This is a genomic window from Rhizorhabdus dicambivorans, from assembly GCF_002355275.1.
In the GTDB taxonomy this organism is placed as follows: domain Bacteria; phylum Pseudomonadota; class Alphaproteobacteria; order Sphingomonadales; family Sphingomonadaceae; genus Rhizorhabdus; species Rhizorhabdus dicambivorans.
In genome coordinates this window covers 1,893,577-1,917,724 of record NZ_CP023449.1, presented here as the reverse complement: position 1 = coordinate 1,917,724, position 24,148 = coordinate 1,893,577, and the positions used below count along the sequence as shown (strand labels likewise).

Annotated in this window: 24 protein-coding genes; 14 read left to right on the top strand and 10 right to left on the bottom strand. The window is 66.3% G+C overall.

The features are described from left to right. Window positions 1-127 precede the first annotated feature (127 nt). Window positions 128-1,054 carry a DUF808 domain-containing protein gene (locus CMV14_RS09230; RefSeq protein WP_066964419.1) on the top strand — a complete coding sequence of 309 codons (927 nt, stop codon included), beginning with the start codon at window positions 128-130 and terminating at the stop codon, window positions 1,052-1,054. Here the strand turns inward: CMV14_RS09230 and CMV14_RS09225 are convergent. Next, complete coding sequence (locus tag CMV14_RS09225; protein WP_066964417.1) at window positions 1,043-2,032, bottom strand: GlxA family transcriptional regulator; 990 nt, start codon at window positions 2,030-2,032, stop codon at window positions 1,043-1,045. The two genes, CMV14_RS09230 and CMV14_RS09225, sit on opposite strands and share 12 nt — an antisense overlap. A 126-nt stretch (window positions 2,033-2,158) precedes the next feature. Here CMV14_RS09225 and CMV14_RS09220 point away from each other — a divergent pair, with 126 nt between their 5' ends. Next, on the top strand, window positions 2,159-2,986 hold the full coding sequence (locus tag CMV14_RS09220) for an alpha/beta fold hydrolase (protein ID WP_066964414.1): 828 nt from the start codon (window positions 2,159-2,161) through the stop codon (window positions 2,984-2,986). Window positions 2,987-3,035: 49 nt separating this feature from the next. Then, the gene (locus CMV14_RS09215) at window positions 3,036-3,809 is read left to right on the top strand and encodes an SDR family NAD(P)-dependent oxidoreductase (RefSeq protein ID WP_066964411.1); all 774 of its coding nucleotides are present in this window, start codon (window positions 3,036-3,038) and stop codon (window positions 3,807-3,809) included. A 266-nt stretch (window positions 3,810-4,075) separates the two neighbouring features. Here the strand turns inward: CMV14_RS09215 and CMV14_RS09210 are convergent, their stop codons facing one another. The 5 genes from CMV14_RS09210 to CMV14_RS09190 all read right to left on the bottom strand — a co-directional run bounded on the left by CMV14_RS09210 (window position 4,076) and on the right by CMV14_RS09190 (window position 8,558). Next, window positions 4,076-4,999 (bottom strand): EamA family transporter, encoded by a 924-nt coding sequence (locus CMV14_RS09210; protein ID WP_066964408.1) that lies wholly within the window; start codon window positions 4,997-4,999, stop codon window positions 4,076-4,078. A 78-nt stretch (window positions 5,000-5,077) separates the two neighbouring features. Then, window positions 5,078-6,133, bottom strand: coding sequence for a bifunctional DNA-binding transcriptional regulator/O6-methylguanine-DNA methyltransferase Ada (ada, locus tag CMV14_RS09205; protein WP_066964405.1), 1,056 nt, complete (start codon window positions 6,131-6,133; stop codon window positions 5,078-5,080). Window positions 6,134-6,223: 90 nt separating this feature from the next. Then, window positions 6,224-6,496 (bottom strand): hypothetical protein, encoded by a 273-nt coding sequence (locus CMV14_RS09200; RefSeq protein ID WP_066964402.1) that lies wholly within the window; start codon window positions 6,494-6,496, stop codon window positions 6,224-6,226. Between the two features lie 31 nt (window positions 6,497-6,527). Further along, window positions 6,528-7,046, bottom strand: coding sequence for a hypothetical protein (locus tag CMV14_RS09195; protein WP_238147238.1), 519 nt, complete (start codon window positions 7,044-7,046; stop codon window positions 6,528-6,530). Between the two features lie 84 nt (window positions 7,047-7,130). Further along, entirely contained in the window at window positions 7,131-8,558 is a 1,428-nt protein-coding gene (locus tag CMV14_RS09190) for an oligosaccharide flippase family protein (RefSeq protein WP_066964399.1), read from the bottom strand. A gap of 163 nt (window positions 8,559-8,721) precedes the next feature. On the opposite strand from CMV14_RS09190, the gene rpiB reads away from it, so the two are divergent. The 7 genes from rpiB to CMV14_RS09155 all read left to right on the top strand — a co-directional run bounded on the left by rpiB (window position 8,722) and on the right by CMV14_RS09155 (window position 15,099). Then, window positions 8,722-9,180, top strand: coding sequence for a ribose 5-phosphate isomerase B (gene rpiB, locus CMV14_RS09185; protein WP_066964396.1), 459 nt, complete (start codon window positions 8,722-8,724; stop codon window positions 9,178-9,180). Further along, window positions 9,177-10,493, top strand: coding sequence for a serine hydroxymethyltransferase (gene glyA, locus CMV14_RS09180; protein WP_066964393.1), 1,317 nt, complete (start codon window positions 9,177-9,179; stop codon window positions 10,491-10,493). The genes rpiB and glyA overlap by 4 nt, the downstream gene beginning before the upstream one ends. Before the next feature lie 5 nt (window positions 10,494-10,498). Continuing rightward, complete coding sequence (gene nrdR / locus CMV14_RS09175; RefSeq protein ID WP_066964391.1) at window positions 10,499-10,963, top strand: transcriptional regulator NrdR; 465 nt, start codon at window positions 10,499-10,501, stop codon at window positions 10,961-10,963. A gap of 157 nt (window positions 10,964-11,120) precedes the next feature. Beyond that, window positions 11,121-11,837: an RNA methyltransferase gene (locus CMV14_RS09170; protein ID WP_066964388.1), complete on the top strand. Its 717-nt coding sequence runs from the start codon at window positions 11,121-11,123 to the stop codon at window positions 11,835-11,837. Between the two features lie 151 nt (window positions 11,838-11,988). Further along, complete coding sequence (locus tag CMV14_RS26695) at window positions 11,989-13,020, top strand: PEPxxWA-CTERM sorting domain-containing protein (RefSeq protein ID WP_066964385.1); 1,032 nt, start codon at window positions 11,989-11,991, stop codon at window positions 13,018-13,020. Window positions 13,021-13,074: 54 nt separating this feature from the next. Next, window positions 13,075-13,914, top strand: a complete 840-nt coding sequence (locus CMV14_RS09160; protein ID WP_066964381.1) for a sterol desaturase family protein — start codon at window positions 13,075-13,077, stop codon at window positions 13,912-13,914. Window positions 13,915-14,031: 117 nt separating this feature from the next. Next, a complete protein-coding gene (locus tag CMV14_RS09155; RefSeq protein WP_066964378.1) occupies window positions 14,032-15,099 on the top strand; it encodes an acyltransferase family protein in 1,068 nt (355 codons plus the stop codon). 12 nt (window positions 15,100-15,111) lie between these two features. Here the strand turns inward: CMV14_RS09155 and CMV14_RS09150 are convergent, their stop codons facing one another. Beyond that, window positions 15,112-15,435 (bottom strand): chorismate mutase, encoded by a 324-nt coding sequence (locus CMV14_RS09150; RefSeq protein ID WP_066964376.1) that lies wholly within the window; start codon window positions 15,433-15,435, stop codon window positions 15,112-15,114. A gap of 248 nt (window positions 15,436-15,683) precedes the next feature. Here CMV14_RS09150 and rpsD point away from each other — a divergent pair, with 248 nt between their 5' ends. Next, a complete protein-coding gene (rpsD, locus tag CMV14_RS09145; RefSeq protein WP_066964535.1) occupies window positions 15,684-16,298 on the top strand; it encodes a 30S ribosomal protein S4 in 615 nt (204 codons plus the stop codon). Between the two features lie 64 nt (window positions 16,299-16,362). Here the strand turns inward: rpsD and CMV14_RS09140 are convergent, their stop codons facing one another. After that, the gene (locus CMV14_RS09140; protein ID WP_066964373.1) at window positions 16,363-17,004 is read right to left on the bottom strand and encodes a TetR/AcrR family transcriptional regulator; all 642 of its coding nucleotides are present in this window, start codon (window positions 17,002-17,004) and stop codon (window positions 16,363-16,365) included. Window positions 17,005-17,088: 84 nt separating this feature from the next. Between CMV14_RS09140 and CMV14_RS09135 the strand changes: the two genes are divergently transcribed. The 3 genes from CMV14_RS09135 to CMV14_RS09125 are packed head-to-tail and all read left to right on the top strand — an operon-like array spanning window position 17,089 to window position 21,210. Beyond that, window positions 17,089-18,558: an efflux transporter outer membrane subunit gene (locus CMV14_RS09135; protein WP_066964370.1), complete on the top strand. Its 1,470-nt coding sequence runs from the start codon at window positions 17,089-17,091 to the stop codon at window positions 18,556-18,558. Then, complete coding sequence (locus CMV14_RS09130) at window positions 18,551-19,678, top strand: EmrA/EmrK family multidrug efflux transporter periplasmic adaptor subunit (protein ID WP_066964367.1); 1,128 nt, start codon at window positions 18,551-18,553, stop codon at window positions 19,676-19,678. The genes CMV14_RS09135 and CMV14_RS09130 overlap by 8 nt, the downstream gene beginning before the upstream one ends. An 8-nt stretch (window positions 19,679-19,686) precedes the next feature. After that, on the top strand, window positions 19,687-21,210 hold the full coding sequence (locus CMV14_RS09125; RefSeq protein WP_066964364.1) for a DHA2 family efflux MFS transporter permease subunit: 1,524 nt from the start codon (window positions 19,687-19,689) through the stop codon (window positions 21,208-21,210). 13 nt (window positions 21,211-21,223) lie between these two features. On the opposite strand, the gene lon is transcribed toward CMV14_RS09125, so the two are convergent. Then, window positions 21,224-23,641 (bottom strand): endopeptidase La, encoded by a 2,418-nt coding sequence (gene lon / locus CMV14_RS09120; protein WP_066964362.1) that lies wholly within the window; start codon window positions 23,639-23,641, stop codon window positions 21,224-21,226. Beyond that, window positions 23,638-24,060, bottom strand: coding sequence for an Hsp20/alpha crystallin family protein (locus CMV14_RS09115; protein WP_066964359.1), 423 nt, complete (start codon window positions 24,058-24,060; stop codon window positions 23,638-23,640). Before CMV14_RS09115 ends, lon begins: the two co-directional genes overlap by 4 nt. Window positions 24,061-24,148: the final 88 nt, after the last annotated feature.

The window sequence follows — 24,148 nt, the reverse complement described above, 5'->3', positions numbered from 1 at the left end:
GGTTTCGAAGGAGCGGAAGCTTGTTGGCGCACGTCGCTTATCTATCCTGTTGGCGTGACAACGGAAACAGGGAGCCTTTGATCCGTTGTCGCCGATCTCTACAGAGGCGCGAACGAAGGGGGATTCGATGGCATCGGGATTGGTCGCACTGCTGGACGACGTCGCCGCGATAGCGAAGCTGGCGGCGGCCTCGCTCGACGATGTGAGCGCGGCGGCCGGCAAGGCGGGCACCAAGGCGGTGGGCGTGGTGGTCGACGATGCCGCGGTCACGCCGCGCTACGTCACCGGCCTCACCCCTGATCGGGAACTGCCGATCATCGGCCGCATCGCGATCGGGTCGCTCCGCAACAAGCTGCTCATCCTGCTCCCCGCCGCCCTTCTGCTCAGCAGCTTCGCCCCCTGGGCGGTCACGCCGCTGCTGATGCTGGGCGGCGCATTCCTCTGCTTCGAAGGCGCCGAGAAGGTGATCGAGGCCGTGACCGGCCATGGCCATGCCGAGGAGCATGTCGCCACCACCGACCCCGCCACGCTGGAGAAGGAGCAGGTGTCGGGCGCGATCCGCACCGACCTGATCCTGTCGGCGGAGATCATGGCGATCGCGCTGGCCGAGGTCGCGACCACGCCGCTGCTGATGCGGGCCGCCGTCCTGGCTGCGGTCGGAATCGCCATCACCATCGGCGTCTATGGCGTCGTCGCGCTGATCGTGAAGATGGACGATATCGGCCTCCATCTCGCCCGCAAGCCGGCGAGCCGGGCGATCGGTACCGCGCTGGTGAAGGGCATGCCCGTGGTGATGCGCTGGCTGGCGATCATCGGCACCGCAGCGATGATCTGGGTCGGCGGCGGTATTCTGGTCCATGGACTGGAAGGCTTCGGCGTGCACGAACCCGCCGGCACCATCCATCATCTCGCCGAGGGCGCCGCCCATGCCGTGCCCGCTGCCACGGGCGTCCTATCCTGGCTGGTAACGGCGATCGGTTCGGGAATCGTCGGCCTGATCGTCGGCGCCGCGATCGTCCCGCTGGTTCACCTCGCCGGCAGGCTACGCCGCTAGCGGCTCGTCCCGGCCCACGCCGAAGCGCTGCCGATATTCGCCGGGCGTCAGCCCGACGATGCGGTGGAACAGCTTGCGGAACGCCGCCGCATCCTCATAGCCGACCGACCAGGCGATCTGTTCGACGGGCCGCCTGGTCGCCTCCAGCAGCTCGCGCGCCTTGCCGATCCGCAGATGCTGCGAATATTCGCTGGGCTTCAGGCCGGTCGCCGCCTTGAAGCGGCGCAGGAAGGTGCGCTCCTCCAGTCCGGCCTGCGCGGCCATCTCGCCGACGCTCACCGCCCGCGCACCCCTGGCCTGCAACCAATGCTGGACCTTCAGGATCGGCTCGTCGCCATGGGTCATGCGCGGGGAAAAATTGCTGTAATGGCGCTGCTCGCGCCCCACCGGATCGACCAGGTGGAAGCGGCCCGTTTCGATCATCACCGAGGGCCCGAACAGCCGGTCGACCAGCCGCAGGCCGAGGTCGGTCCAGGCCATCAGCCCGCCTGCCGTGATGATATCGCCATCCTCGATCACGATCTTGTCCGGATCGAGCAGCACATCGGGGAAACGATCGCGGAAGGCGTTGGCGAACTGCCAATGGGTGGTGGCGGGACGCCCCGCCAGCAATCCCGTCGCCGCCAGCACGAAGGCCCCCCCGCAATTCGAGGCGAGCACCGCGCCCTGCGCATGCCGATCCAGCAGGAAACGGGCATAGGGTGCGGCCTCATCGGCATCGGGGGGCCCCGCCAGCCGGCCGGGGGTGAGGAGATAGGCCGGGCTGCCCCCTTCGTCCGGATGGCTGTCGAAGCATCGGGCGAATCCCCCCGCCTCCTGCCGGTGCCAATGGCTGACGCGAACCGCCTGCCTGCCCAGCCGCTTGGCGAAATGCCCGGCGATGATCAGCATGTCGGTGATGCCATGCACCATCGCCAGCTGGCAGCCGGGATAGAGCAGTATCCCGACCTCGGTGCGTGTCGCCGCCGTCCTGACCATGGTGCATCCTTTGTCGGTTTTGCCCCGGATAATGTCGAATCCGCCAATCCTTACGATGCAGCAACCGGCCTATCTGTTCAACCATCGGGCGAAAGCGCCCCCCACCATCGGACAAGGAACACCGCCATGACCACGATCACAACCAAGGACGGCACCCGCATCTTCTACAAGGACTGGGGCCCTCGCGACGGGCAGCCCGTCATCTTCTCGCATGGCTGGCCGCTTTCGGCCGACGCCTGGGATGCGCAGATGGTCTTCTTCGCCAATCAGGGCTTTCGCACCATCGCCCATGACCGCCGCAGCCATGGCCGCTCGGATCAGGTGTGGGAAAACAACAATATGGATCAATATGCCGACGACCTCGGCGAACTGATCGAGCAGCTGGATCTTCGCGACGTCATCCTGGTCGGCCATTCGACCGGCGGCGGCGAGGTTACCCGCTATGTCGGCCGGCATGGCACGGCGCGGGTCGCCAAGGTTGCGCTGATCGGCGCGGTTCCCCCGCTGATGCTGAAGACGGAGGCCAATCCCGGCGGCCTGCCGATCGACGTGTTCGACGGCATCCGCAAGGGCACCTTCGATAACCGCAGCCAGTTCTTCAAGGATCTGACGATCCCCTTCTACGGCTATAACCGCGAAGGCGCCGCGATCTCGGCGGGAGTTCGCGAAGAGTTCTGGCGGCAGGGGATGATGGGCGGCCTCAAGGGCCAGCTCGACAGCATCCGGGCCTTCTCGGAGAGCGACTTTCACGAGGACCTCGCGAAGTTCGACATTCCGACCCTGGTCCTGCACGGCGACGACGACCAGATCGTACCGATCGACGCCTCGGCCCGCTCGACCGTCCGGATCGTCCGCCACGCGGTGCTGAAAGTCTACGAAGGGGCCGACCACGGGCTGACCCAGACCCATCAGGACCGGTTCAACGCCGACCTGCTCGATTTCATCAATGGCTGATCAGCAAGACGGCGGAGCGATCCGCCGTCTGCTTCCAAGGAGACACGATATGTCCAAGGCCCTCATCACCGGTGCGTCGGGTGGGATCGGCGAAGCCTATGCCCAACGCCTCGCCCGCCGCGGTTTCGACCTCGTCCTTGTAGCGCGTAGCGCCGGCAAGCTCGAAACCATCGCCGCCCGGCTGCGTGCCGAGACCGGAGTCGGCATCGAGACCATCGCCGCCGATCTCGGCAAGGTCGACAATCTCGCCAGGGTCGAGGCCCGGTTGCGCGAGGACGCGGCGATCGACACGCTGGTCAACAATGCCGGCATCGCGGGAGAAGGCCCGATCACAAGCGCCGATCCCGATTATCTGAGCGACATGATCGACCTGAACATCGTCGCGGTTACCCGCCTCGCCACCGCGATCGCGCCCCGCCTGGCGGCCAACGGCACGGGCGCCATCGTGAACCTCACCTCGGTCACTGCCCTGATGCCAGCGCACTTCACGTCGGTCTATCCCGCGACCAAGGCGTTCGTGCTCGCCTTCTCGGAGGCGCTGGCGGCCGAGCTCGGCCCGAAAGGGGTGCGCGTCCAGGCGGTATTGCCTGGGATCACCCGCACCGCCATCTGGGAGGAGGAGCGTCTCTCCCAGTTCCCGGCCGAGATGGTGATGGAAGTTGGCGAGATGGTCGACGCCGCGCTGGCGGGCTTCGACCAGGGCGAGACGATCACCATGCCATCGCTGCCGGACAAGGAGGACTTCGACGCCTTCCTCTCTGCGCGGGACGCGCTGCGCCCCAACCTCTCGCATCGCAAGGCGGCGGCGCGGTACGGTCTCTGAACGGCCGCTCCGGTGCCCGGCTCGATCGACGATCAGGCCGGGTCAGCCGTTGGGCACGAGCACCGTCAGGAAGATGAGGGCATCGGCTATCGCCAGCGATACCAGGATCGTCTCCGCCGCCACCACGTTCAGAAGCTTCATGTCCATTATCCCTATCGTTGGATGGGACAGTCATGAACCGGATTTCTTGCCCGGCTTTCTCAGCCCGGAAAAGCGCTTTTCAGCGGTGACACAATAGCGTGCGAGGTTTTCGCAACATCGCCGCTTCAGCTTGCGGCGCCGCGCCGCCACGGAAAGGCCGGCAGCTTCGCCGCGAGCGGCCACAGCACATTGAGCGCAAGCCCCCCGATCACCAGCGCCGCCGCCGCGAGCTTCCACAGCGGCAGCGGCTCGCCGAGCAGCATGGCCGAGGCGCCCATACCGAAGACCGGAACGAGCATCGACGTGGGCGTGATCGTGGCGGCGGGATGACGGTTGAGCAGCCAGCCCCAGGCGGCATAGCCGAACATGCTGTTGCCGACGGACTGCCACAGCACGGCGCCCCAGGCCATGGGCCCGGCATGGGTAACGGCGAAGGTGATGGCCGGCCATCCCTCCATGATCAGCGATCCGACGAACAGTGGCGGGATGGCGAACATCGCCGACCAGACGACATAGGCCACCATGTTGGTGGCCCCGCTCGCTTTGGCGACATGATTGCCCCCTCCCCAGCCCGCCGCCGCGATCAGGACGAGCAGAATGCCGAAGGGCGTGGCGCTGCTGTCGCCATGCTGGACGATGATGCCGATCCCGGCCGTCGCGGTGACAAGGGCGATCAGTTGGAACGGGCGTATCCGCTCACCACTGAAGATCATGGCCAGGCCGATGGTGAAGAACACCTGGCTTTGCACCACCAGCGAGGCTAGACCCGGCGAGATATAATGGCTGATCGCGATGTAGATCATGCCGAACTGGCCGAAGCCGATCAGCACGCCATAGGCGGCGAGCGAGCCCCACGAGACCGCCGGCCTGCGGATGAAGAAGGCGGCCGGCAGCAGCACGAAGCAGAAGCGCAACGTCGCGAACAGCAGCGGCGGCAATTCGTCCAGCGCCACGCGGATCACGACGAAATTGGTGCCCCACACCGCGACCACGGCGAGCGCCAGCAGCAGATGGCGCAGCGTAACATGATGATGGCCGGTGCCGTGCATGGCGAACGCCTATCCCGCGAAAAGCTCGAAAGCCATCCAGACAATCGGGATTTATTGTCACTCCGCGGTGCGAGCGCTTCAGCCCCGCCCCTCCTTGCGCAGCAGCGCCCTCTTCCGCTCGGCGCCCCAGCGATAACCGGAAAGGCTCCCGTCGCCATGGACAACTCGATGGCAGGGCACGACGACGGCCAGCTTGTTGGCCGCACAGGCACCGGCCACCGCACGGGCGGCCCTGGGTTCGCCGATGGCGCGAGCAAGCTCCGCATAGCTGCGGGTTTCGCCGGCCGGGATCGCCTGCAGCGCCTGCCACACGCGCCGCTGGAAAGCCGTACCGCGTATGTCGAGCGGCAGCCCCAGCCCACGCGCGGGTTCCTCGACCAGCGCCACGACGGCATCGATCGTCGCCTGGAAGCCGCTATCGGCCTCGATCGCCCGGGCATTGGCGAAGCGCCGGCCAAGATCGGCAACCAGTTCGGCATCATCGTCGCCCATCATGATCGCGCAGATGCCGCGCTCGCTGGCCGCCGCCAGCACCCGGCCAAGCGAGCTCTGGCCGATACCATAGCGGATCGTCGCCGCCCGGCCGCCCCTGCGGTAATCGGCCGGCAGCATTCCAAGCGCATTGTCGGCCGCCGCGTAGAAGCGCCCGCTCGATCCGTAACCCGCCTCATAGATCGCCTCGGTGACCTGAGTTCCCTTGCCCAGCGCCTCCCGCACGCGGCGCGCGCGGTGAGCGTCGGCATAACCCTTGGGCGTCAGGCCCGTCACGGCCTTGAACAGGCGATGGAAATGATAAGGGCTGAGCCCGGCACCGTCGGCCAGTTCCCCCAGCGACAGCGGCTCCTCGGCCGACTCGATCCGGCGGCAGGCCGCCTCGACCAGCGCGGCGTGCCGTTCGGCGCGCGGCGCCTCATTGGGCCGGCAGCGCTTGCAGGGGCGGAAACCCGCCGCCTCCGCCGCGGCCGGGTCGTCATGAAAGGCGACGTTGCGGGGGCTGGGCGTCCGCGCAGCGCAACTCGGCCGGCAATAGACGCCTGTCGATCTCACCGAATAGACGAAACTGCCGTCCGCGCCGGCATCGCGGGTGATCATCCGCATCCAGCGGGGGTCGTTGACGATCGAGTCCATCAGCATCTCATAGTCCTTGCCCGTTATTGTGGGCAGACCATGGCGATGCGAGGCCGGAAATGCTTCCCGGCGCTTGCTCTGCAATCTTGCGGCGGTTCAGGCGGCGCGGCGGCCGCTCAGTTGTTCGGCGGCCCTGCGCTCGCAATCGGGACAGGGACCGGCGTGGGGATAGAGGGCGTCGGCATCGTGCCAGTGCCCCACCATCGCCTCGAAAATCTCGATCCCCTCGCCATAGCCAAGGCCGCGCAGCACATCATTGGTCAGCAGATCGATCGCCCGATGCGCGGCATGGCCGTGCATCGTCGCGACGATCTGGCGCGCGCGTTCTGCGAATTCCTCGGCGGACATCAATGGAGTCGGCTGGGTCATCGCCGCGCCCTAGTCGCGAAAACCGGCCATTTCAAGGCTGGCCGGCGGCCGGCGGCGGCGTGACCGCTGCCCCGGCCGCAACGGGTGCGGCCGGGGCAGCGGGGGCATTCTCACGGCAGAAACCCTCGCCCTGCTGGATCATCAGACAATTCTGCTTGCCGGCCAGCCATTTGAGCCCGGTCTGATCGCCTGTCGCGGCGCGGACGCTCTCGGGCCGGCCGTTGCGGGTGAAGCGGATCAGATCGCCATCCGCGACGCCGTCGTAGCTCTTCGTCCCGTCGAGCAGCGTAACGCTCAACACATAATGGCCGCGCTCGCCTGCCGGCTGAATATCGAGGACGAGCCCCTCGACTCCGATCCACTTGCCGACCCACGCATCGGTCGACAGCGCTGGCGCCGACGCGTTGGCGGCCGGATCGCTGTCCTCGGCCAGTTCGTCGGCAGTATTTTCGACGGCTGCCGCGTTCTCGATCGGACGCGCATCCTCACCGCGAGCACAGGCGGCGACGAGCAACAGGGCCGCAAGCGCAGCGGGGGTACGGATGGTCATCGATCGACTCCCTTGGGAACGGAAACGCCCGACGCTTCAAAGCGACATCGGGCGCGCGGTCAACAGCAAAGAGGGCGGCCGGACCTAATGTTTGACCAGCTTCCACAGCGCGACGATTACCGCGCGCTGAAAGACCGCCACCGCACCCAGCCACACCACCGCCAGGATCGCAGCCGCCTGCAGCACGGCGACGATCGGGTTCGACGGCAGGCCCCCGCCCCGCGCCAGGTCGATCGCGATGCCGGCCGCGCCGACCACCGCACAGATCGCGACAGCCGGCAGGAGGCTCGCGAGCACCTCCCTTACAGTGAACAGTTTCAGCCGGGCACCCAGCCGGATCGCCGCCGCCGCATAGATCAGCGCCACCGCGACCGTTCCCATCGCGACCAGTTCAATATGCGTCCAGCTCAGCAGCGCCAGCATCGCCACCCGCGCCACCTGTTCGGTGAGGCCGAGAAAGAACAGCGCCCGCGCCTGGCCGAGGCCATTCATCGAGGCGTTGAGGACGACGAACTGGCCGGTGATCGCCGCCGCGACGCACAGCCATGGCGCCGGATCGATCGATGCCTGCCACTGCCAGCCATATAGGCCGATCAATATCGGGGCCGACTGGGTCGCGATCCCGATGAGGATCGGCGAGAAGATGCAGCCGAACAGCCGCATCCGCAGCAGCAGCGTGGTATGGGCATCGATCCCCTGCCGCAATTCATGTGCGACCAGCGGCGACAATATGCTCAGCACCGGCGGTGCCGCATAGTTCCACAGCATCCGGGGCAGCATCTCGGCCCGGTCGAGATAGGCGGCCGGGGCGATGCCCAGCGCGCGGCCGACGAACAGCTCGTTCAGGCGCGGGCCGAACTGGCCCAGCAGGGTTCCGCCGAGCACCCAGCCGGTGAAGGCGGACACCGAACGCCAGTGGATGAGCGCGGGCCGGAAGACGAATTGCGGCGGCCGGGCCGCGATCATCACCGCCAGCAGGATGACGCCGCTGACCAGCGAGGAATAGGCCATCGACATGCTGCCCCAGCCCCGCATCGCCAGCCCCACCGCCGTCAGCGCCCCCAGCAGGCTGGCCGACAGGGTCGCGACGAGAAGCGACTTGAACCGCAGCGCGCGGGTCAGCAGGCCATGGGCGAGCACCTGATAGGGCGCGAGCACATAGCTGAGGCACACGACCCGCAGCACGTCGGCGATCACCGGCTCGCGATAGAAGGCCGCGATCAGGGGGGCCGTGACGAAGATCGCCGCCGCGAAGCCGAAGCTGGCGAACATCGCCAGGCCCAGCGCGGTGCGCACCCTGCCCTCATCCAGGCTGGGTGCCGCGATCAGGAACATGTTGACGCCGGCGCTGCGCAGGGTCTGCGCGATCACCACGGCGGCGAGGGCGATCGAGAAGGCGCCGATCTCGTGCGGGGACAGCAGCCGGGCGACGATCAGGCTGGCGGTGAAATCGATGACGAACTGGAGCACCGTCTGCAAACCGACGATGCGCGCCATCGCGCTGCCGCTCATGCTCAACCGACGTCATCCCCTGTTCGCGTCTCGGCCCACTTCTGGAGGAGCGCACCGGCGAGGTCAAAAGGAAAGCTCTGCCCGATCGCCCTGGCACCTTGCCCCGTTGGCGCTTGCCCCGTAGAGGAGCCGCAACACCCGACTCGTCAGCACTGGACAGGATATGGCCGAGACTATCGCCATCGCATCCGATCATGCCGCGTTCGACATGAAGGCCGCCCTGGTCGAATGGCTGCGCGGCGAGGGCCATGAGGTCCGCGACCTCGGCCCCGCCACCACGGATTCGGTGGACTATCCCGACTATGGCTACAAGCTCGCCGAGGCGGTCGCGGCCGGCGAAGCGACCAGGGGCATCGCCCTGTGTGGTTCCGGCATCGGCATCTCGATCGCGGTCAACCGCCACCCGGCGGCCCGCTGCGCGCTGGTTTCCGAGGTTCTGTCCGCGCGGCTCTGCCGCGAGCATAACGATGCCAACGTCCTTGCCATGGGCGCGCGGCTGATCGGCATCGAACAGGCCAAGGCCTGCGTCGCCGCCTTCTTATCGACCGATTTCGCCGGGGACCGCCATCTCCGCCGGGTCGACAAGCTCTCCCACCCACGTTTCCACAAGGAACACGCATGAGCAGCAACCCCGCCGCCACCTTGTCCGACGTCCAGCCCGATGGCTTCTTCACGCGCGGTCTTGCCGAGACCGATGCGGCGGTGTTCGCCGGCCTCCAGCAGGAAATCTCGCGCGAGAAGAAGCAGATCGAGCTGATCGCGTCGGAGAACATCGTCTCCAAGGCGGTGCTCGAGGCACAGGGCTCGGTGTTCACCAACAAATATGCCGAGGGCTATCCGGGCAAGCGCTATTATCAGGGCTGCCATCCGTCGGACACCGTTGAGCAACTGGCGATCGATCGGGTCAAGCAGTTGTTCAACTGCGAGTTCGCCAACGTCCAGCCGCATTCGGGGGCGCAGGCCAACGGCGCCGTCATGCTGGCGCTGACCAAGCCCGGCGACACGATCATGGGGCTCAGCCTCGATGCCGGCGGCCACCTGACGCATGGCGCCAAGGCGGCGATGTCGGGCAAGTGGTACAACGCCATTCAATATGGCGTCCGGCCCGATGACCACCGCATCGATTTCGATCAGGTCGAGGCGCTGGCCCGCGAGCATAAGCCGAAGCTGATCATCACCGGCGGCTCGGCCTATCCGCGCCACATCGACTTCGCCCGCTTCCGCGCCATCGCGGACGAGGTGGGCGCGCTGTTCATGGTCGACATGGCCCATTTCGCCGGCCTCGTCGCCGGCGGCGTGCACCCGACGCCCTTCGGCCACGCCCATGTTGTCACCACCACCACGCACAAGACGCTGCGCGGGCCGCGCGGCGGCGCGATCTTCACCAATGACGAGGCGATCGCCAAGAAGATCAACTCGGCGGTGTTCCCCGGTCTCCAGGGCGGCCCGCTGATGCATGTGATCGCCGCCAAGGCGGTTGCGTTCGGCGAGGCGCTCCGCCCCGAGTTCAAGGCCTATGCGGCGGCCGTGGTCGAAAATGCCAAGGTGCTGGCCGCGCGCCTTAAGGAGCGTGGCGCCGATCTCGTGTCTGGCGGCACCGATACCCATCTGGCGCTGGTCGACCTGCGTCCGATCGGCGTAACCGGCAAGGATGCCGACGAGGCGCTGGAGCGGGCCAGCATCACCTGCAACAAAAATGGCGTGCCCAACGATCCGCTGCCCCCGGTCAAGACCTCGGGCATCCGCGTTGGTTCACCGGCCGGCACCACCCGCGGCTTCGGCCCGGCCGAGTTCCGCGAGATCGCCGACATGATCGCCGATGTGCTCGACGGCCTCGCCAAGAACGGCCCGCAGGGCAACGGCCAGACCGAGCAGCACGTCAAGGCGCGGGTCGAGGCGCTGTGCGACCGCTTCCCGATCTACCCGGAGCTGTGATCTGAATGCGCTGCCCGTTCTGCGCCCATGACGACAGCCAGGTGAAGGATAGCCGCCCCACCGACGATGGGGCGGCGATCCGGCGACGCCGGCAGTGCGAGGGCTGCGGCGCGCGGTTCACGACATTCGAGCGCATCCAGCTGCGCGAGATCAACCTGGTGAAGAGCGACGGGCGGCGCGAGACGTTCGACCGCTCCAAGCTCGAACGCTCGATCAGCGTCGCCTGCCGCAAGCGCCCCGTCGATCCCGCCCGGATCGAACGGCTCGCAACCGCGATCCAGCGCCAGATCGAGACCAGCGGCGACAGCGAAATCCCCGCGGCCTCGGTGGGCGGCATGGTGATGGACGGGCTCAGGGCGCTGGACAGCGTCGCCTATATCCGCTTCGCGAGCGTCTATAAGGACTTCCGCGAAGCCAAGGATTTCGAGGATTTCGCCGGCGCGGTGAGCGAGGCCGGAAAGGACGGCTGAGCTGTCGGCCATATCTACGGAGTCGGTGTTTCCCGAGCTTGTCCCGCCACCCCGGGCTTGACCCGGGGGTCCCGCTTTTCTTCAGACGCGGCGAAAAACGAAGCGGGACCCCGGGTCAGGCCGGAGTGACGACAGACGGCAATGAGGTTAGTCCAACATGACATCCACACCCATCATCGTCCTGGTCCGCCCGCAGCTTGGCGAGAATATCGGCAAGGCAGCACGCGCCATGCTCAATTTCGGGCTGACCGAGCTGCGCCTCGTCAGCCCCCGCGACGGCTGGCCCAATCCTGACGCCGGCCCCGCCGCATCGGGCGCGGATATCGTCCTCGAACAGGCCGAGGTCTTCGACAGCGTCGCCGACGCGACCGCCGACTGCACCCATGTCTATGCGACCACGGTCCGCAAGCGCGGGGTGACCAAGCCGGTGATGACGCCCGAGGAGGCATCGCGGACCATCCGCAACGAGCCGGGCCGCGCCGCCATACTGTTCGGGCCGGAGCGCTCGGGACTCGAGACCGAGGACGTGGCGCTGGCGCGCACCATTGTCACCGTGCCGATCAATCCAGAGTTCGGAAGCCTCAATCTCGCCCAGGCGGTTATCCTAATTGCCTATGAATGGTCGAAAGGAGAAAAGCTCGTTTCGCCCACCATCGTCGAGCTCGATCCGGTTGCGCCGCAGGCTGATCTCGAAGGCCTGATCGGACATCTCGAAACGCTGCTGGAAGAATCGGGATATTTCTTTCCGCCCGATCGGACGCCCGCCAGCAAGCGTACGCTGCGGACTTTGCTGACAAAACCGGGCTGGAACACTCAGGAGGTGCGGACATTGCGCGGCGTGTTGAGTGCCCTCGAGCGCCCGCGTCGACGCTAAAATACCGCACAGACTCGGCACTTTGCCGATCAACTCCCGTTTACGCAAAATGTAAACTAGCTGTAAACCGCAAAATTCCGCCGAATCTTGTATTTAGCGGAGAATTGTGCTAGTCGGCCCTATGCGTTCTGTGATCGGGGGTTTGAAGTAAGTGCGTTTCAAGCTTGTCACATTGCTGACGGCTTTGATGGCGTTTACGCTGGGGGCACCGCTCCCGGCGGCCAATCTCGTGACCAATGGCAATTTCGAATTGCTGACGATGACGAGCGGTAACGCGGTGCATTCGACGATCTTCGGTAACGGCGCGGGCGATGGCCTGCCGACCTCGACCGGCTGGCGTAGCTCGAACGGCGGCTACAACTTCATCATGGCTGACAATCCCGGCTATGTCTTTTTCGGCAATCCAGGACAGACGGCGACCGGCGCGGACGATTTCGCGGACGGCCCTTATATCGATGGCAATGCGCACGCGCTCTATGATGGCTCATCCCGCTTCATATTGTGGGGTCCCGACTATCCTGGCGCAGCGCCCGGCAATGCGCTGACGAACAGCCCCTATGGCGGCAATTTCCTGGCGGCGGACGGCTCCTATCTGAACCGGCCGATAGAACAGACGATCACGGGGATGACGATCGGGGAAACCTATCATCTCAGCTTCTACTGGGCGGCGGCACAGCAGGCGGGCCTGAACGGCAACACCAAGGAAGCCTGGGTCATCTGCATCGGCACATGCGCCTATACCACGCCTAATCCCGGCGTCCTCGAAGGCCTGACCTATTTCAATGCCGACCCTGGCGACATGGATCCCAGCTATGGGGACGATACCAACAACCTCGGCAATTATGACCCGAATCTGGTGCTCAACGGCACGGACAAGCTGTTCAAGACCGCCGTGGTGACCAATCCGGAACATGGCTTCACCCCGTGGATGTTCGAGTCCTTCTCGTTCACGGCGACCTCGACGACGGCCACGCTGTCGCTGCTCGCCTATGGCACGCCGCAGGGTCAGCCCCCCTTCTCGCTGATCGACGGCATAAGCATCGATACGGTCGTGCCGGCCCCGGTTCCCGAGCCGACCACATGGGCGATGATGCTGATCGGTTTCGGCATCATCGGGGGCGTGATGCGGACCCGCCGCCGCTCGACCAACGGCCGCCACGCGCTCGGCTCGCAGATGCTCTGACGCGCGGTCGCGCTCCTGAGCAGGAGCGAACAGGGGAGCGTCGACGAACACACCATGCTGTCCGCCATCATGCCCATCCTCGCGACGGCCGCCAGCCTGACCCTCTGGCTGGTGCTGCTGACCACCATATTCGTTCCGCTGGAATGGCTGTTCGCCGTCAACCGTCAGCCGGTGCTCCGCAAGGGCCTGGCCGCCGATATCGGCTTTTACTTCATGAGCGGGTTCATCCCGACATTCGTGCTGGCCTTCCCTCTGGCAGCCATCGCGGCAACCGCGCAGCAGATCCTGCCCCCCGCTTATTATATCTGGGTTATCGGCCTGCCGATCTGGCTGCAGATCGCCATGGCCCTGATCATCGGCGAATTCGGATTTTACTGGGGCCATCGGATCATGCACCAGGTGCCCTGGCTCTGGCGGTTTCACGCCATCCACCATGATCCGGTGCGGATGGACTGGCTGATCAACACCCGCGCCCACCCGATCGACATCATCTTCACCCGGATGTGCGGGCTTACGCTCGTGGCCATCGCCGGCTTCGGGACGCCAGGCTCGGGTTCGGGCAGCCTGATCCCGGTGATCGTGCTGCTGACCGGCACCTTCTGGGCCTTCTTCATCCATTCGAACCTGAAGGTGAATCTGGGGCCTCTCGAACATATCCTGTCGAGCCCGCGCTTTCACCATTGGCATCATTCGCGCGACGATCATCCCAATCACAACTTCGCGTCGGTGCTGCCGATCTACGACCGGCTGTTCGGCACTCATTATCTGCCCGCCCGGCAATGGCCGCCTTCCTATGGGATAGCCGTTCCCCCACCGGAGGAACTGGCCGACGATGATGCCGCCCCCAGCGATGTCGCGGACCCGATGCGGGACGGGTTCCCGGGCCGGCGCTGAAGCGGGGCGGTTCCGGCTATCGAGTCCGCCGGGCCCGAGGCGCATCGCCTTCCGTCGGGCCATCGCGGGGAGGCGTGCTGCAATTGACAGCACGCAATCGAACGGGGATCAAATGGCATGGCGTCCGCACACTCCCGAAACAATATCGGCTTTCTCAGGCTGTTGTTCGCAAGCGGCGTCATCCTGACCCATGTCCATGAACAATGGGGACAGGCGCCCCCCTCGCCCGATCTGCTCCAGTCGATTACCGGCAATGGCCTGACCATCTCGGCGCTGTGCGTCGACGCCTTCTTCCTGCTCAGTGGCTATCTGATCGTGCAGTCGATGCAGCATTCGGCAACGGCCGGCGATTATTTCGCCAAGCGGATATTGCGGATCTTTCCGGCCTTCATCGTCGCCTTCGTCGCTTCGCTGCTGATCGTGCCGGCCCTCTACGGCCATTCGCCCAGCCCGTGGCAAGGCTGGCGCGTACTGATCCTGCAGCGGCCGGAGGGCTTCTACGAAGGCGCCGCCTGGATCGAGCCGAACTCACCGATGTGGACGATCTCCTATGAGTTCCGCTGCTATATCCTTGTGGCGCTGCTGGGCAGCGCCGGATGGCTGGCCAAGCGGAAGCTGGTGCTGCGGGGAGCGGTCTTCTTCTTCCTGCTGTTCTGCTTCTGCAACCTGCCGCCCGTCTATTGGCGCGTCGAACAGTTTCGCTTCCCGCCCATCGTCGACATGACGCTGGGCTCCCCCTATCCGACGATCCGCTTCCTGGCGACGTTCGGCTTTGGCGCCTCCGCCTATCTCTATCGTGAAGAACTCGACCGGATCATCCGGGGCCGCACCGCGGCGGCGGCCGCAGCCATCTTCGCCGTTGCCGTCTTCTACCGGCCGATTGCCGAGAGCTCGGCGATCCTGTTCGGCGGGGTCGCCCTGTTCTGGCTGGCGCTGCACGCCAGGCTTGGGCGGCTGCAGGCGATCAACGACCGCTTCGACATCAGCTACGGCACCTATCTATATGGCTGGCCGCTGGGAATCCTGCTCAGCTTCGCCGGCCTCGGCTTTGCCGCCTATTCGGCCGCGACGCTGTTCGCCGCCTGGGCGGCCGGCGCGATCAGTTGGGTTCTGGTCGAGAAGCCGGCCAAGGGGCTGAAACGGCGGCTCGCGCCGAAACGGACCGCCCTCGACACCGGCGCCTGAAACCCGATCGGTTCAGGCGGGGCCGCTTCCCCGCGCATCGAATATCTCGAACTCATGCGAAATCGAACCTTCGACCAGCATGTCGTAGAGCCGATAGGCGAGCTTGGGCGGAAAACCGCGATCATGCGCGACCTTGACGGCATGGGCGATCACTTCGGCCTTGCGGACCTCGTCACGGACGGCGTCGCGGTCCGCCTTGATCCGGCCGGCCGCCTCTATATAGCGCATCCGTTCGGCCAGCAGGCTGACGATCAGGGTGTCGAGCCCGTCGATCGCGGCGCGGACCTCCGCCATAGTGGTGCATTCGGAAGCGGGAACGATGCTGCTGTCGGTCATGCGGCGGGCGTATAGAGCGAGGTTCACCAAAGGTGAACCGGTTACCGCACCAGCGCAGCTGAACCACAGATGCGCTTGACTATCCGACTCTTCGCGGCCATAGGCGCGCCTTCGTAATCGGCCCCGCACCCCGGTGAAGCGGTGGCCCTGCCGGATCTTCCGATCCACGCAGCGCGAAATACCGGGATCGAACCCGCCTTTGCTTACAGCGAGGGAGGGTAACGTTGTAGCGATTGAAGGAAGATATCATGTCGAAGCGCACCAGCGCCAAGTACAAGCTCGACCGCCGGATGGGCGAGAACATCTGGGGTCGCCCGAAGAGCCCGGTCAACAAGCGTGAATATGGCCCCGGCCAGCACGGCCAGCGCCGCAAGGGCAAGATGTCCGACTACGGCATCCAGCTCAAGGCTAAGCAGAAGCTGAAGGGCTATTACGGCGATGTCACCGAGAAGCAGTTCAAGCGGAACTATACCGACGCTTCGAAGATGAAGGGCGACACCTCGCAGAACCTGATCGGCCTGCTCGAGCGCCGCCTCGACGCGGTCGTCTATCGCGCCAAGTTCGCGCCGACCATCTTCGCCGCGCGTCAGCTGGTCAGCCACGGCCACATCCGCGTCAACGGCGTGAAGTGCAACGTCGCTTCGCGCCAGGTGAAGCCGGGCGACGAGATCACCCTCGGCTCGAAGGCGCAGGAAATGGCGCTCGTGCTCGAGGCGCAGGGCCTGTCGGAGCGGGACGTTCCCGAATATATCGCCCAGGACGGCGCCGCGAAGGTCACCTTCGTCCGCGTGCCGACGCTCGACGAGGTGCCCTACCCCGTCAAGATGGAACCGAATCTGGTCGTCGAGTTCTACTCGCGCTGATCGATCCGGTTATCGGAACAGGGAAAGGGCGGTCTTCGGGCCGCCCTTTTCATTTGGATCGGGTTCAGTCGGGCGCGTAGCCGCGCAGGAAGAAATCGACCGCCGCATCGGCGTCGGCCCCGATCATATCCACGGCCGGAGCGTCGATCCGGTCGAGCAATACGAGTTGCAGGCACCCGCCGGTACACAGGGCGATCAGCATCTTGGCGGCCCTGAGCGGATCATCCTGGCGCAACTGCCCCCGGGCCATAGCCGTGGCGATGAAATTGCCGAGCAGCTGATACGTCGTGCGGGGGCCGCGTTCGTAGAATATCTCGCCGATCTCGGGGAAGCGCCCGACCTCCGCGAGCACCAGCCGCTGCAGCGCCACCGCCTGCGGGGCCGTCACCCTTTCGATGAAACGCCGGGCGAAGCTTCGCAGGGTCGGTTCGGGTTCTCCGCCGGTCTCCAGCAGCACCGATATCTGCTGGCGGAACATGGTCGTGGCGTAGTCCAGCACGGCTTCGAACAAGGCTTCCTTCGAGGGGAAATAGCTCCAGAGCGTCGCCTTCGATCCACCGAGCGTCGCGGCTATTCCGGACATGCTCGTCGCCGCATAGCCATGCTCCAGGAAATAGTCATAGGCCACCGCCAGCATCGCATCGCGACGATCGTTGCGGCGCACCTCGCGGCGGCTCAGACTTGCATCTTCCCGAGTCAAATCCATAACCGTACTATATGGTACAGTTTCATATTGACAAGGGGGTAAGCCGGGCGCACATCCCCAACCATCCTACATGGTACGCTTTTGATGAATCAGAGTCGCCTTACCCCGCGCCGTGGTCCCGTCCCGCTCGCCCTGGCCCTGGCCCTGGCTGGATGCGCTTCCATACCCGATCTGGGGACACGGCCGGAGCTCCGCGCACCGGGCAGCATCGCCGCCGAGCAGAGCTTCGCCATGCGTGACGAGGCGGGGCAGTGGCCCGGCGATGGCTGGTGGCGGGACTATGGCGATCAGCAGCTGACCCAGCTGATCGAGGAAGGATTGCGCGGTTCGCCCGATGCCGCCGCTGCGGCCGCACGATTCCGGCGCGCCGAAGGGCTGGCGCAAGCCGCCGGTGCTCCGCTGCTGCCGTCGATCGATGCGACCGGCGAGGCGGCGCTCCAGAAGCAGAGCTACAACAACGGCGTTCCGGCCCAGTTCGTCCCCCGTGGTTGGCAGGATATCGGCCGGGCATCGCTCAACCTGTCCTATGATCTCGACCTGTGGGGCGGCAACCGCGCGGCGCTGGCCGCCGCGACGTCCGAAGCCGAGGCGGCGTGGATGGAACAGGGCCAAGCCCGGCTGATGCTGACCACAGCGATCGCCGCCGCCTATGCCGATCTTGCCCGGCTGCATGCCGAACGCGACGTGCTGGCCGCGGCCGTCGAGCTCCGCACCGCCACCCGGCAGTTGGTGGGCGATCGGGTCCGCTCGGGCCTCGACACCCGTGCCGAGCAGAAACAGGCCGACGCCGGCGTGCCCCAGGCGCGGGCCGATCTCGCCGCGACAGAGGAGGCGATCTCGCTGGCGCGAAACCAGATCGCCGCGCTGATCGGCGCCGGGCCTGATCGGGGAAGGGATATTGCCCGGCCCAATCTTGCGACCCTTCACCCGCCGGCCCTCCCGGCTCGGATCACCACCGAACTCGTCGGTCGCCGTCCCGACATCGCCGCCGCCCGCGCCCGTGCCGAGGCCGCCGCCCGACGGATCAAGGCCGCCCGTGCCGATTTCTACCCGGCGATCCGGCTCGATGCGCTGGTCGGCCTCCAGTCGTTCGGGCTGGAAAATCTGGCGAAGGGCGGATCGACCACCGGCCGCGTGGGCCCGGCGGTCAGCCTGCCCATCTTCCACGGCGGCGCGATTGCGGGCCAGTATCGTGGCGCCCGCGCCGCTTATGACGAAGCCGTCGCCAGCTACGATCTCCGCGTCCTGACCGCCTATCGCGAGGTAGCCGACGCGGTGACGAGCCAGCTTTGGGCAGCCGACCGGCTCGCCCAGTCGCGCCAGGCGCTGGCCGATTCCGAGGAAGCCTATGCGATCGCCCGCAAACGGTACGAGGGTGGGTTGTCGACCTATCTGAGCGTGCTGACGGCGGAAGAGAAGCTGTTGCAGGCGCGCCGCGCGGTCGCCGCTCTCGACGCCCGGATGTTCGCGCTGGACGTCGCCCTGGTCCGCGCACTGGGCGGCGGCTTCACCCCCAACCCTGTTGCCTATGCCAAGGATAGCCCGAATGGCTGATGCCGATCCGATCACCCCCGCCGGCGCCGATACGCCCTCCGAGGCGGATGCGCAGGCGCTGAAGGCGGCGCGGCTCGAAAAGCGCCGGCTGTGGCTGACCCGCCTTGCGCTTGTGGTCGGCGCTGCGGCGATCATCTGGGGCCTCTGGTATCTGCTGATCGGTCGCAACCATGTCAGCACCGACAATGCCTATGTCGCCGCCGAGGTCGCGCAGGTCACGCCGCTCGTCGCCGGACAGGTGGTCGAGGTGCGGGTCAGCGACACCCAGGCGGTGAAGAAGGGTGACGTGCTGATCCGGCTCGATGATGCCAATGCCCGGCTGGCCTATCAAGGCGCCGCGGCCGAGCTGACACGGGCGCAACGGATGTTCCGTCAGGCGACGGCAACCAGCGACGCCCTGGCGGCACAGGTCGATGCGCGGCGCGCAGATATCGCCCGGGCCGCGGCCGACTATGAGCAGGCGCGGATAGATCTCGACCGCCGCCTGAAGCTGCAACCGTCCGGCGCCGTCTCCGGCGAGGAACTGACCAGCGCGCGCAAGGCCTTCGCGGCGGCGCGCGCGGGCCTCGCCCAGGCGCGATCGAACCAGGGGGCGGCCGCCGGCCAGCTTGCGGCGAACCAGGCGATGGTGAGCGGCGCGACCGTCGAGACCGATCCGATGGTGCTTTCCGCCAAGGCGAAGCTGGCTGCGGCAAAGCTCGATCTCGACCGCACCGTCATCCGCGCGCCGATCGACGGCATCGTCACCCGCCGGCAGGTCCAGGTCGGCCAGCGGGTCGCCACCGGCAACCCGGTGATGATGATCGTCCCGGTGTCGCAGGTCTATGTCGATGCCAATTTCAAGGAGCGGCAGCTGCGCCGCGTCAAGCCCGGCCAGCCCGCCACCCTCACCGCCGATCTCTATGGCGGCGACGTCGTCTATCATGGCCGCGTGGTGGGCTTCTCGGGCGGCACCGGATCGGCCTTCGCGCTGATCCCGGCGCAGAACGCGACCGGCAACTGGATCAAGGTCGTCCAGCGGTTGCCCGTAAGGATCGCGCTCGACCCGAAGGAACTGGCCGAGCATCCGCTGCGGGTCGGGCTTTCGATGGAAGCCGAAATCGACGTCTCGGGCGACTGAACGATCCCATGGCCGAGGATGCCATCTGGAACCATGTGACGGGCCGGCAGCGCCTGCTCGCCACCATCGCCCTGGCCAGCGCCAACTTCATGGTGGTGCTGGACATGACGGTCGCCAATGTTTCCGTGCCCCACATCTCGGGCAACCTCGGCATTTCGCCCAGCCAGGGCACCTGGGTCATCACCTCCTACGCGGTGGCCGAAGCGATCTGCGTGCCACTGACCGGCTGGCTGGCGCAGCGCTTCGGCACCTTGCGGACCTACCTCACCTGCGTGCTCGGCTTCGGCCTGTTCTCGGTACTCTGCGGCCTGTCGGTCACGCTTGGCATGCTGGTCGCCTGCCGCGTGGGTCAGGGGCTTTGCGGCGGACCGCTCATCCCCCTCACCCAGACGCTGCTGATGCGCATCTACCCGCCTGAAAAGCGGGGCCAGGCGATGGGGACCTGGGCGATGACCACGATCATGGCCCCGGTGTTCGGGCCGATCCTCGGCGGCTATATCAGCGACAATTGGAGCTGGCACTGGATCTTCTTCATCAATGTCCCGGCCGTCCTGTTCTGCGTCATGGCCACCTATTCGCGCCTCCGCCCCATCGAGACGCCGATCGTCAAGCTTCCGATCGACCGGGTGGGCATCGCACTGATGATCCTGTGGATCGGGGCGCTGCAGATCATGCTGGATATCGGTCGCGAGCATGACTGGTTCGCCGATCCCATCGTGCTCCTGCTGGGCATCGTCGCGCTGGTGGGATTGATCGTCTTCGTGATCTGGGAACTGACCGAGGAACACCCCGTCGTTGACCTCCGCATCTTCCGATATCACGGATACACCATTGCGGTGCTCACCCTCGCGCTGGGCTTCAGCCTCTACATGGCGGGGATCGTCGTGATTCCGCAATGGATGCAGCTTTCGCTGGGCTACAGCGCCACCCAGGCGGGCATCGCCACCGCCGTCACCGGGGTCAGCGGCCTGCTCGTCGCGCGTTCGGTTGCCAAGCTGGCCACCCGCGTGGATCCCCGGATGCTGCTGTCGCTGGCATTCCTGTGGATCGGTTGCGTCACCCTGCTGCGGATCAACTGGACGACCGATATCGATTTCTTCCATCTTGCCCTCCCCCAGGCACTCCTGGGGCTGGGCATGCCCTTCTTCTTCATTATGTCGACCACCATCGCGATGGGATCGGTGCCGCCACAGCAGGCCACCTCAGCGGCGGGACTCCAGAATTTCCTCCGCATCATCGGCATGGCGGCCGGCACGTCGATCGTGATGACCTATTGGGGCGACCAGGCACGCGTCTCCGGCAGCGAACTGGCTGGCAAGCTCAACACCGGCGCGGCCGACACGGCGCTCGCCCAGGCGGGCTTCTCCGCGGACCAGACCCGCGCCCTGATCGCACAGCTGGTCGACAAGGAGGCGCTCACCCTGGCTACCGACAAGGTCTTCCTTGTCGCCGGCCTGCTGTTCTGCGTGACGTCGATCTTCATCTGGCTCGCGCCGCGCCCGCGCAGCGTGACGGTCCAGGGCGGGCACTGACCGGCGGCGCGTTTCAGCTTTCCGGGGCCGGGGCCGGAGAGGCAGCCGGTGCGGGCGCGTCCATCCCGTTGTCCCACGCATCCTCGACCTTCTCCAGCCAGATGAACTCCAGCTTCTCGCGGGCATTGGCGGGAATGTCGTCATAGTCGCGCTTGTTGCGTGCCGGCAGCATCACCCGCTTGATCCCGGCACTCGCGGCGGCGACGACCTTCTCCTTTATCCCGCCGACCGGCAATACCAGCCCGCGCAGCGATATCTCGCCCGTCATCGCGGTATCGCTGCGCACCGTGCGGCCGGTCAGCAGCGAGGTCAGCGCCAGATACATGGCCACACCCGCGCTCGGCCCATCCTTCGGCGTCGCGCCGGCCGGCACATGGACATGGATGTCTTGCCGCTCGAACGTGCCCGGATCGATGCCCAGGCTCGCGGCACGGCTCTTGACCAGGCTGAGCGCTGCCTGGACGCTTTCGCGCATCACCTCGCCGAGCTGGCCCGTCAGGATCAGTTGGCCCGATCCCGGCATACGCGTCGCCTCTATGAAGAGGATACCGCCGCCGACGGGTGTCCAAGCGAGCCCGGTCGAGACGCCCGGTACGCTGGTGCGCTGCGCCACCTCGTCCTCGAAGATGCGGCCGCCCAACACCTCTTCGACATCGGCCTCGCCGATCGCCACATGGGTTGCGCTGCCCTCGGCGATGCGCACCGCGGCATGACGGATGACCTTGCCGATCTCGCGCTCCAGATTCCGGACCCCGGCCTCGCGGGTATAATAGCTGATGATCGCCTTCAGCGCCTCGGGTCCCACCGCAACCTGATCCTCAGTCACGCCGTTCGCCTCCAGCTGGCGACGGACGAGATAGCGCTCGGCGATATGGAGCTTCTCCTCCTCGGTGTAGCCGGGGAGCGAGATTACCTCCATGCGGTCGCGCAGCGGCCCCGGGATGGTATCCAGCATGTTGGCGGTGGCGATGAACACCACCCGGCTGAGGTCGAAGGGCACGCCCAGATAATTGTCGCGGAAGCTGTTGTTCTGCTCTGGATCAAGCACCTCCAGCATCGCGGCGGAAGGATCGCCCTGAACGCCTCGGCCCAGCTTGTCGATTTCGTCGAGCATCATCACGCAGTCGCGCGTGCCGGCCTTGCGGATCGCCTGGATGATATTACCGGGCAGAGCGCCGATATAGGTGCGGCGATGGCCGCGTATCTCGGCCTCGTCATGGACCCCGCCCAGGCTGACCCGGACGAATTCGCGCCCCATCGCCTTGGCGATCGACTGGCCGAGGGACGTCTTGCCGACACCGGGAGGGCCCGCGAAGCACAGGATCGGCGCCTTGCCCTCGGGCGCCAGCTTGCGCACCGCCAGATATTCGATGATCCGCTTCTTGATCTTCTCCAACCCGTAATGATCGGCGTCGAGCTGGGCGCGCGCCTCGGCGATATCGATCGCCTTGTGCTCGGGCAATGCCCAGGGCAGCTCAGTCAGCCAGTCGAGATAGGTGCGGATGATGCCATGCTCGGCGGCGCCGTCCGGCATTCGCTCCAGCCGGCGCAGTTCCTTGTTGGCCTGTTTCTCGACATCCTCGGGCATGCCCGCCTTGGCAGTCGCCTCCTTCAGTTCGGCGATCTCGGCACTATTGCCTTCATCCTCGCCCAGCTGGCGCTGGATCTCGGCCATCTGCTCGCGCAGCAAATGCTCGCGCTGGCGGGTGCCGAGCTTCTCCTGCACGCCTTTGCCGATCTCCGCCGACAGCCGCAGCACCTCCAGCCGTTCGGCGAGCAGCGCCATCACCTTGTCGAGCCGGGGCTCCAGCGCCACCGTCTCCAATATGTCCTGCTTCTGGTCGGTCGGGATATCCAGATAGGCCGCGGTCATGTCCGCCAGCGATCCCGGCGACCCGATCGTCCGGATCGCCTCGGCCAGCCCCTGCGGCGCCTGTGGCAGCAGCTGGACCGTCTCCAGCGCCTGGTTGCGCAGGTTGATGAAGCGGGCCTCGATTTCCGCGCCTTCCGCGTCCGGCTCGGCGACCCGTTCGATCCGCGCGACCAGGAAGGGCCAGCCGTCGAGGAACTCCTTCACCCGAAAGCGCGACTCGCCCTGAACGATCAGATGATGGCTCTCGTCGGGCGCTGTGACGTAGCGCAGCACATTGGCGATCGTGCCCATGCGGTGCATGTCGAGCGCGCCCGGCTCCTTCAGTTCGGGATCGCGCTGGGCGAGGACGCCGACCGGCAGGCTCTGGCGCACCGCCGCCTGCGCAGCCTCGACCGACAGGGGTCGGCCAATGGCAAGCGGCATCACCACATCGGGGAACATCACGAAATTGCGCACCGGCACGATGATGATCGCATCCTCGGGCAATGGCGGAAAGTTGCCAGCAGGATCGGCGGCCTTGGCCTCGGCCTCGGTGGGGTGGGTGGCCATGTCGGTCATGATCTGGCCCCTCCCTGGGCCTTGCGAAGGGTGACGAGCAGGCAGCCATGGTCGCCCGACCGGCGAACGCCATCATAGCGCCCGGCCGGCAGTGGCAGGCGGCGTTCGAAACGGCCCTGCGGCAGTTCGAGGCGATGGATGCGCGCGGTGCGCAACTCGGCGGGCAGTATCCGAGCGCCGGTGACGATCAGCACGCCGTCCTCGATGAACGCTTCGGTCTTGTCGATGTCCACGCCGGGCAAGGCCACCAGCACGAGCAGTTCCGTCTCGGTCTCGATCATGTCGGCAGGCGGTTCCCAGCGGGGCGTGCCGCCGCCGGCGCGGGCCGGGGCGAAAGCCTGCTGGTGAAGCCGCTGGACGCGATCGATCAGATCGACGGCCTCGGCCCACATCCAGTCGCGCGATCGGCCATTGCTCATGTCCCATCCTCTCTACCGGCCGTCGATCACGCCGCGATGGCGCTGGCCGCTTCCCCCAATAAGGAAATGCCAGCCTCGCTTTTCAAGC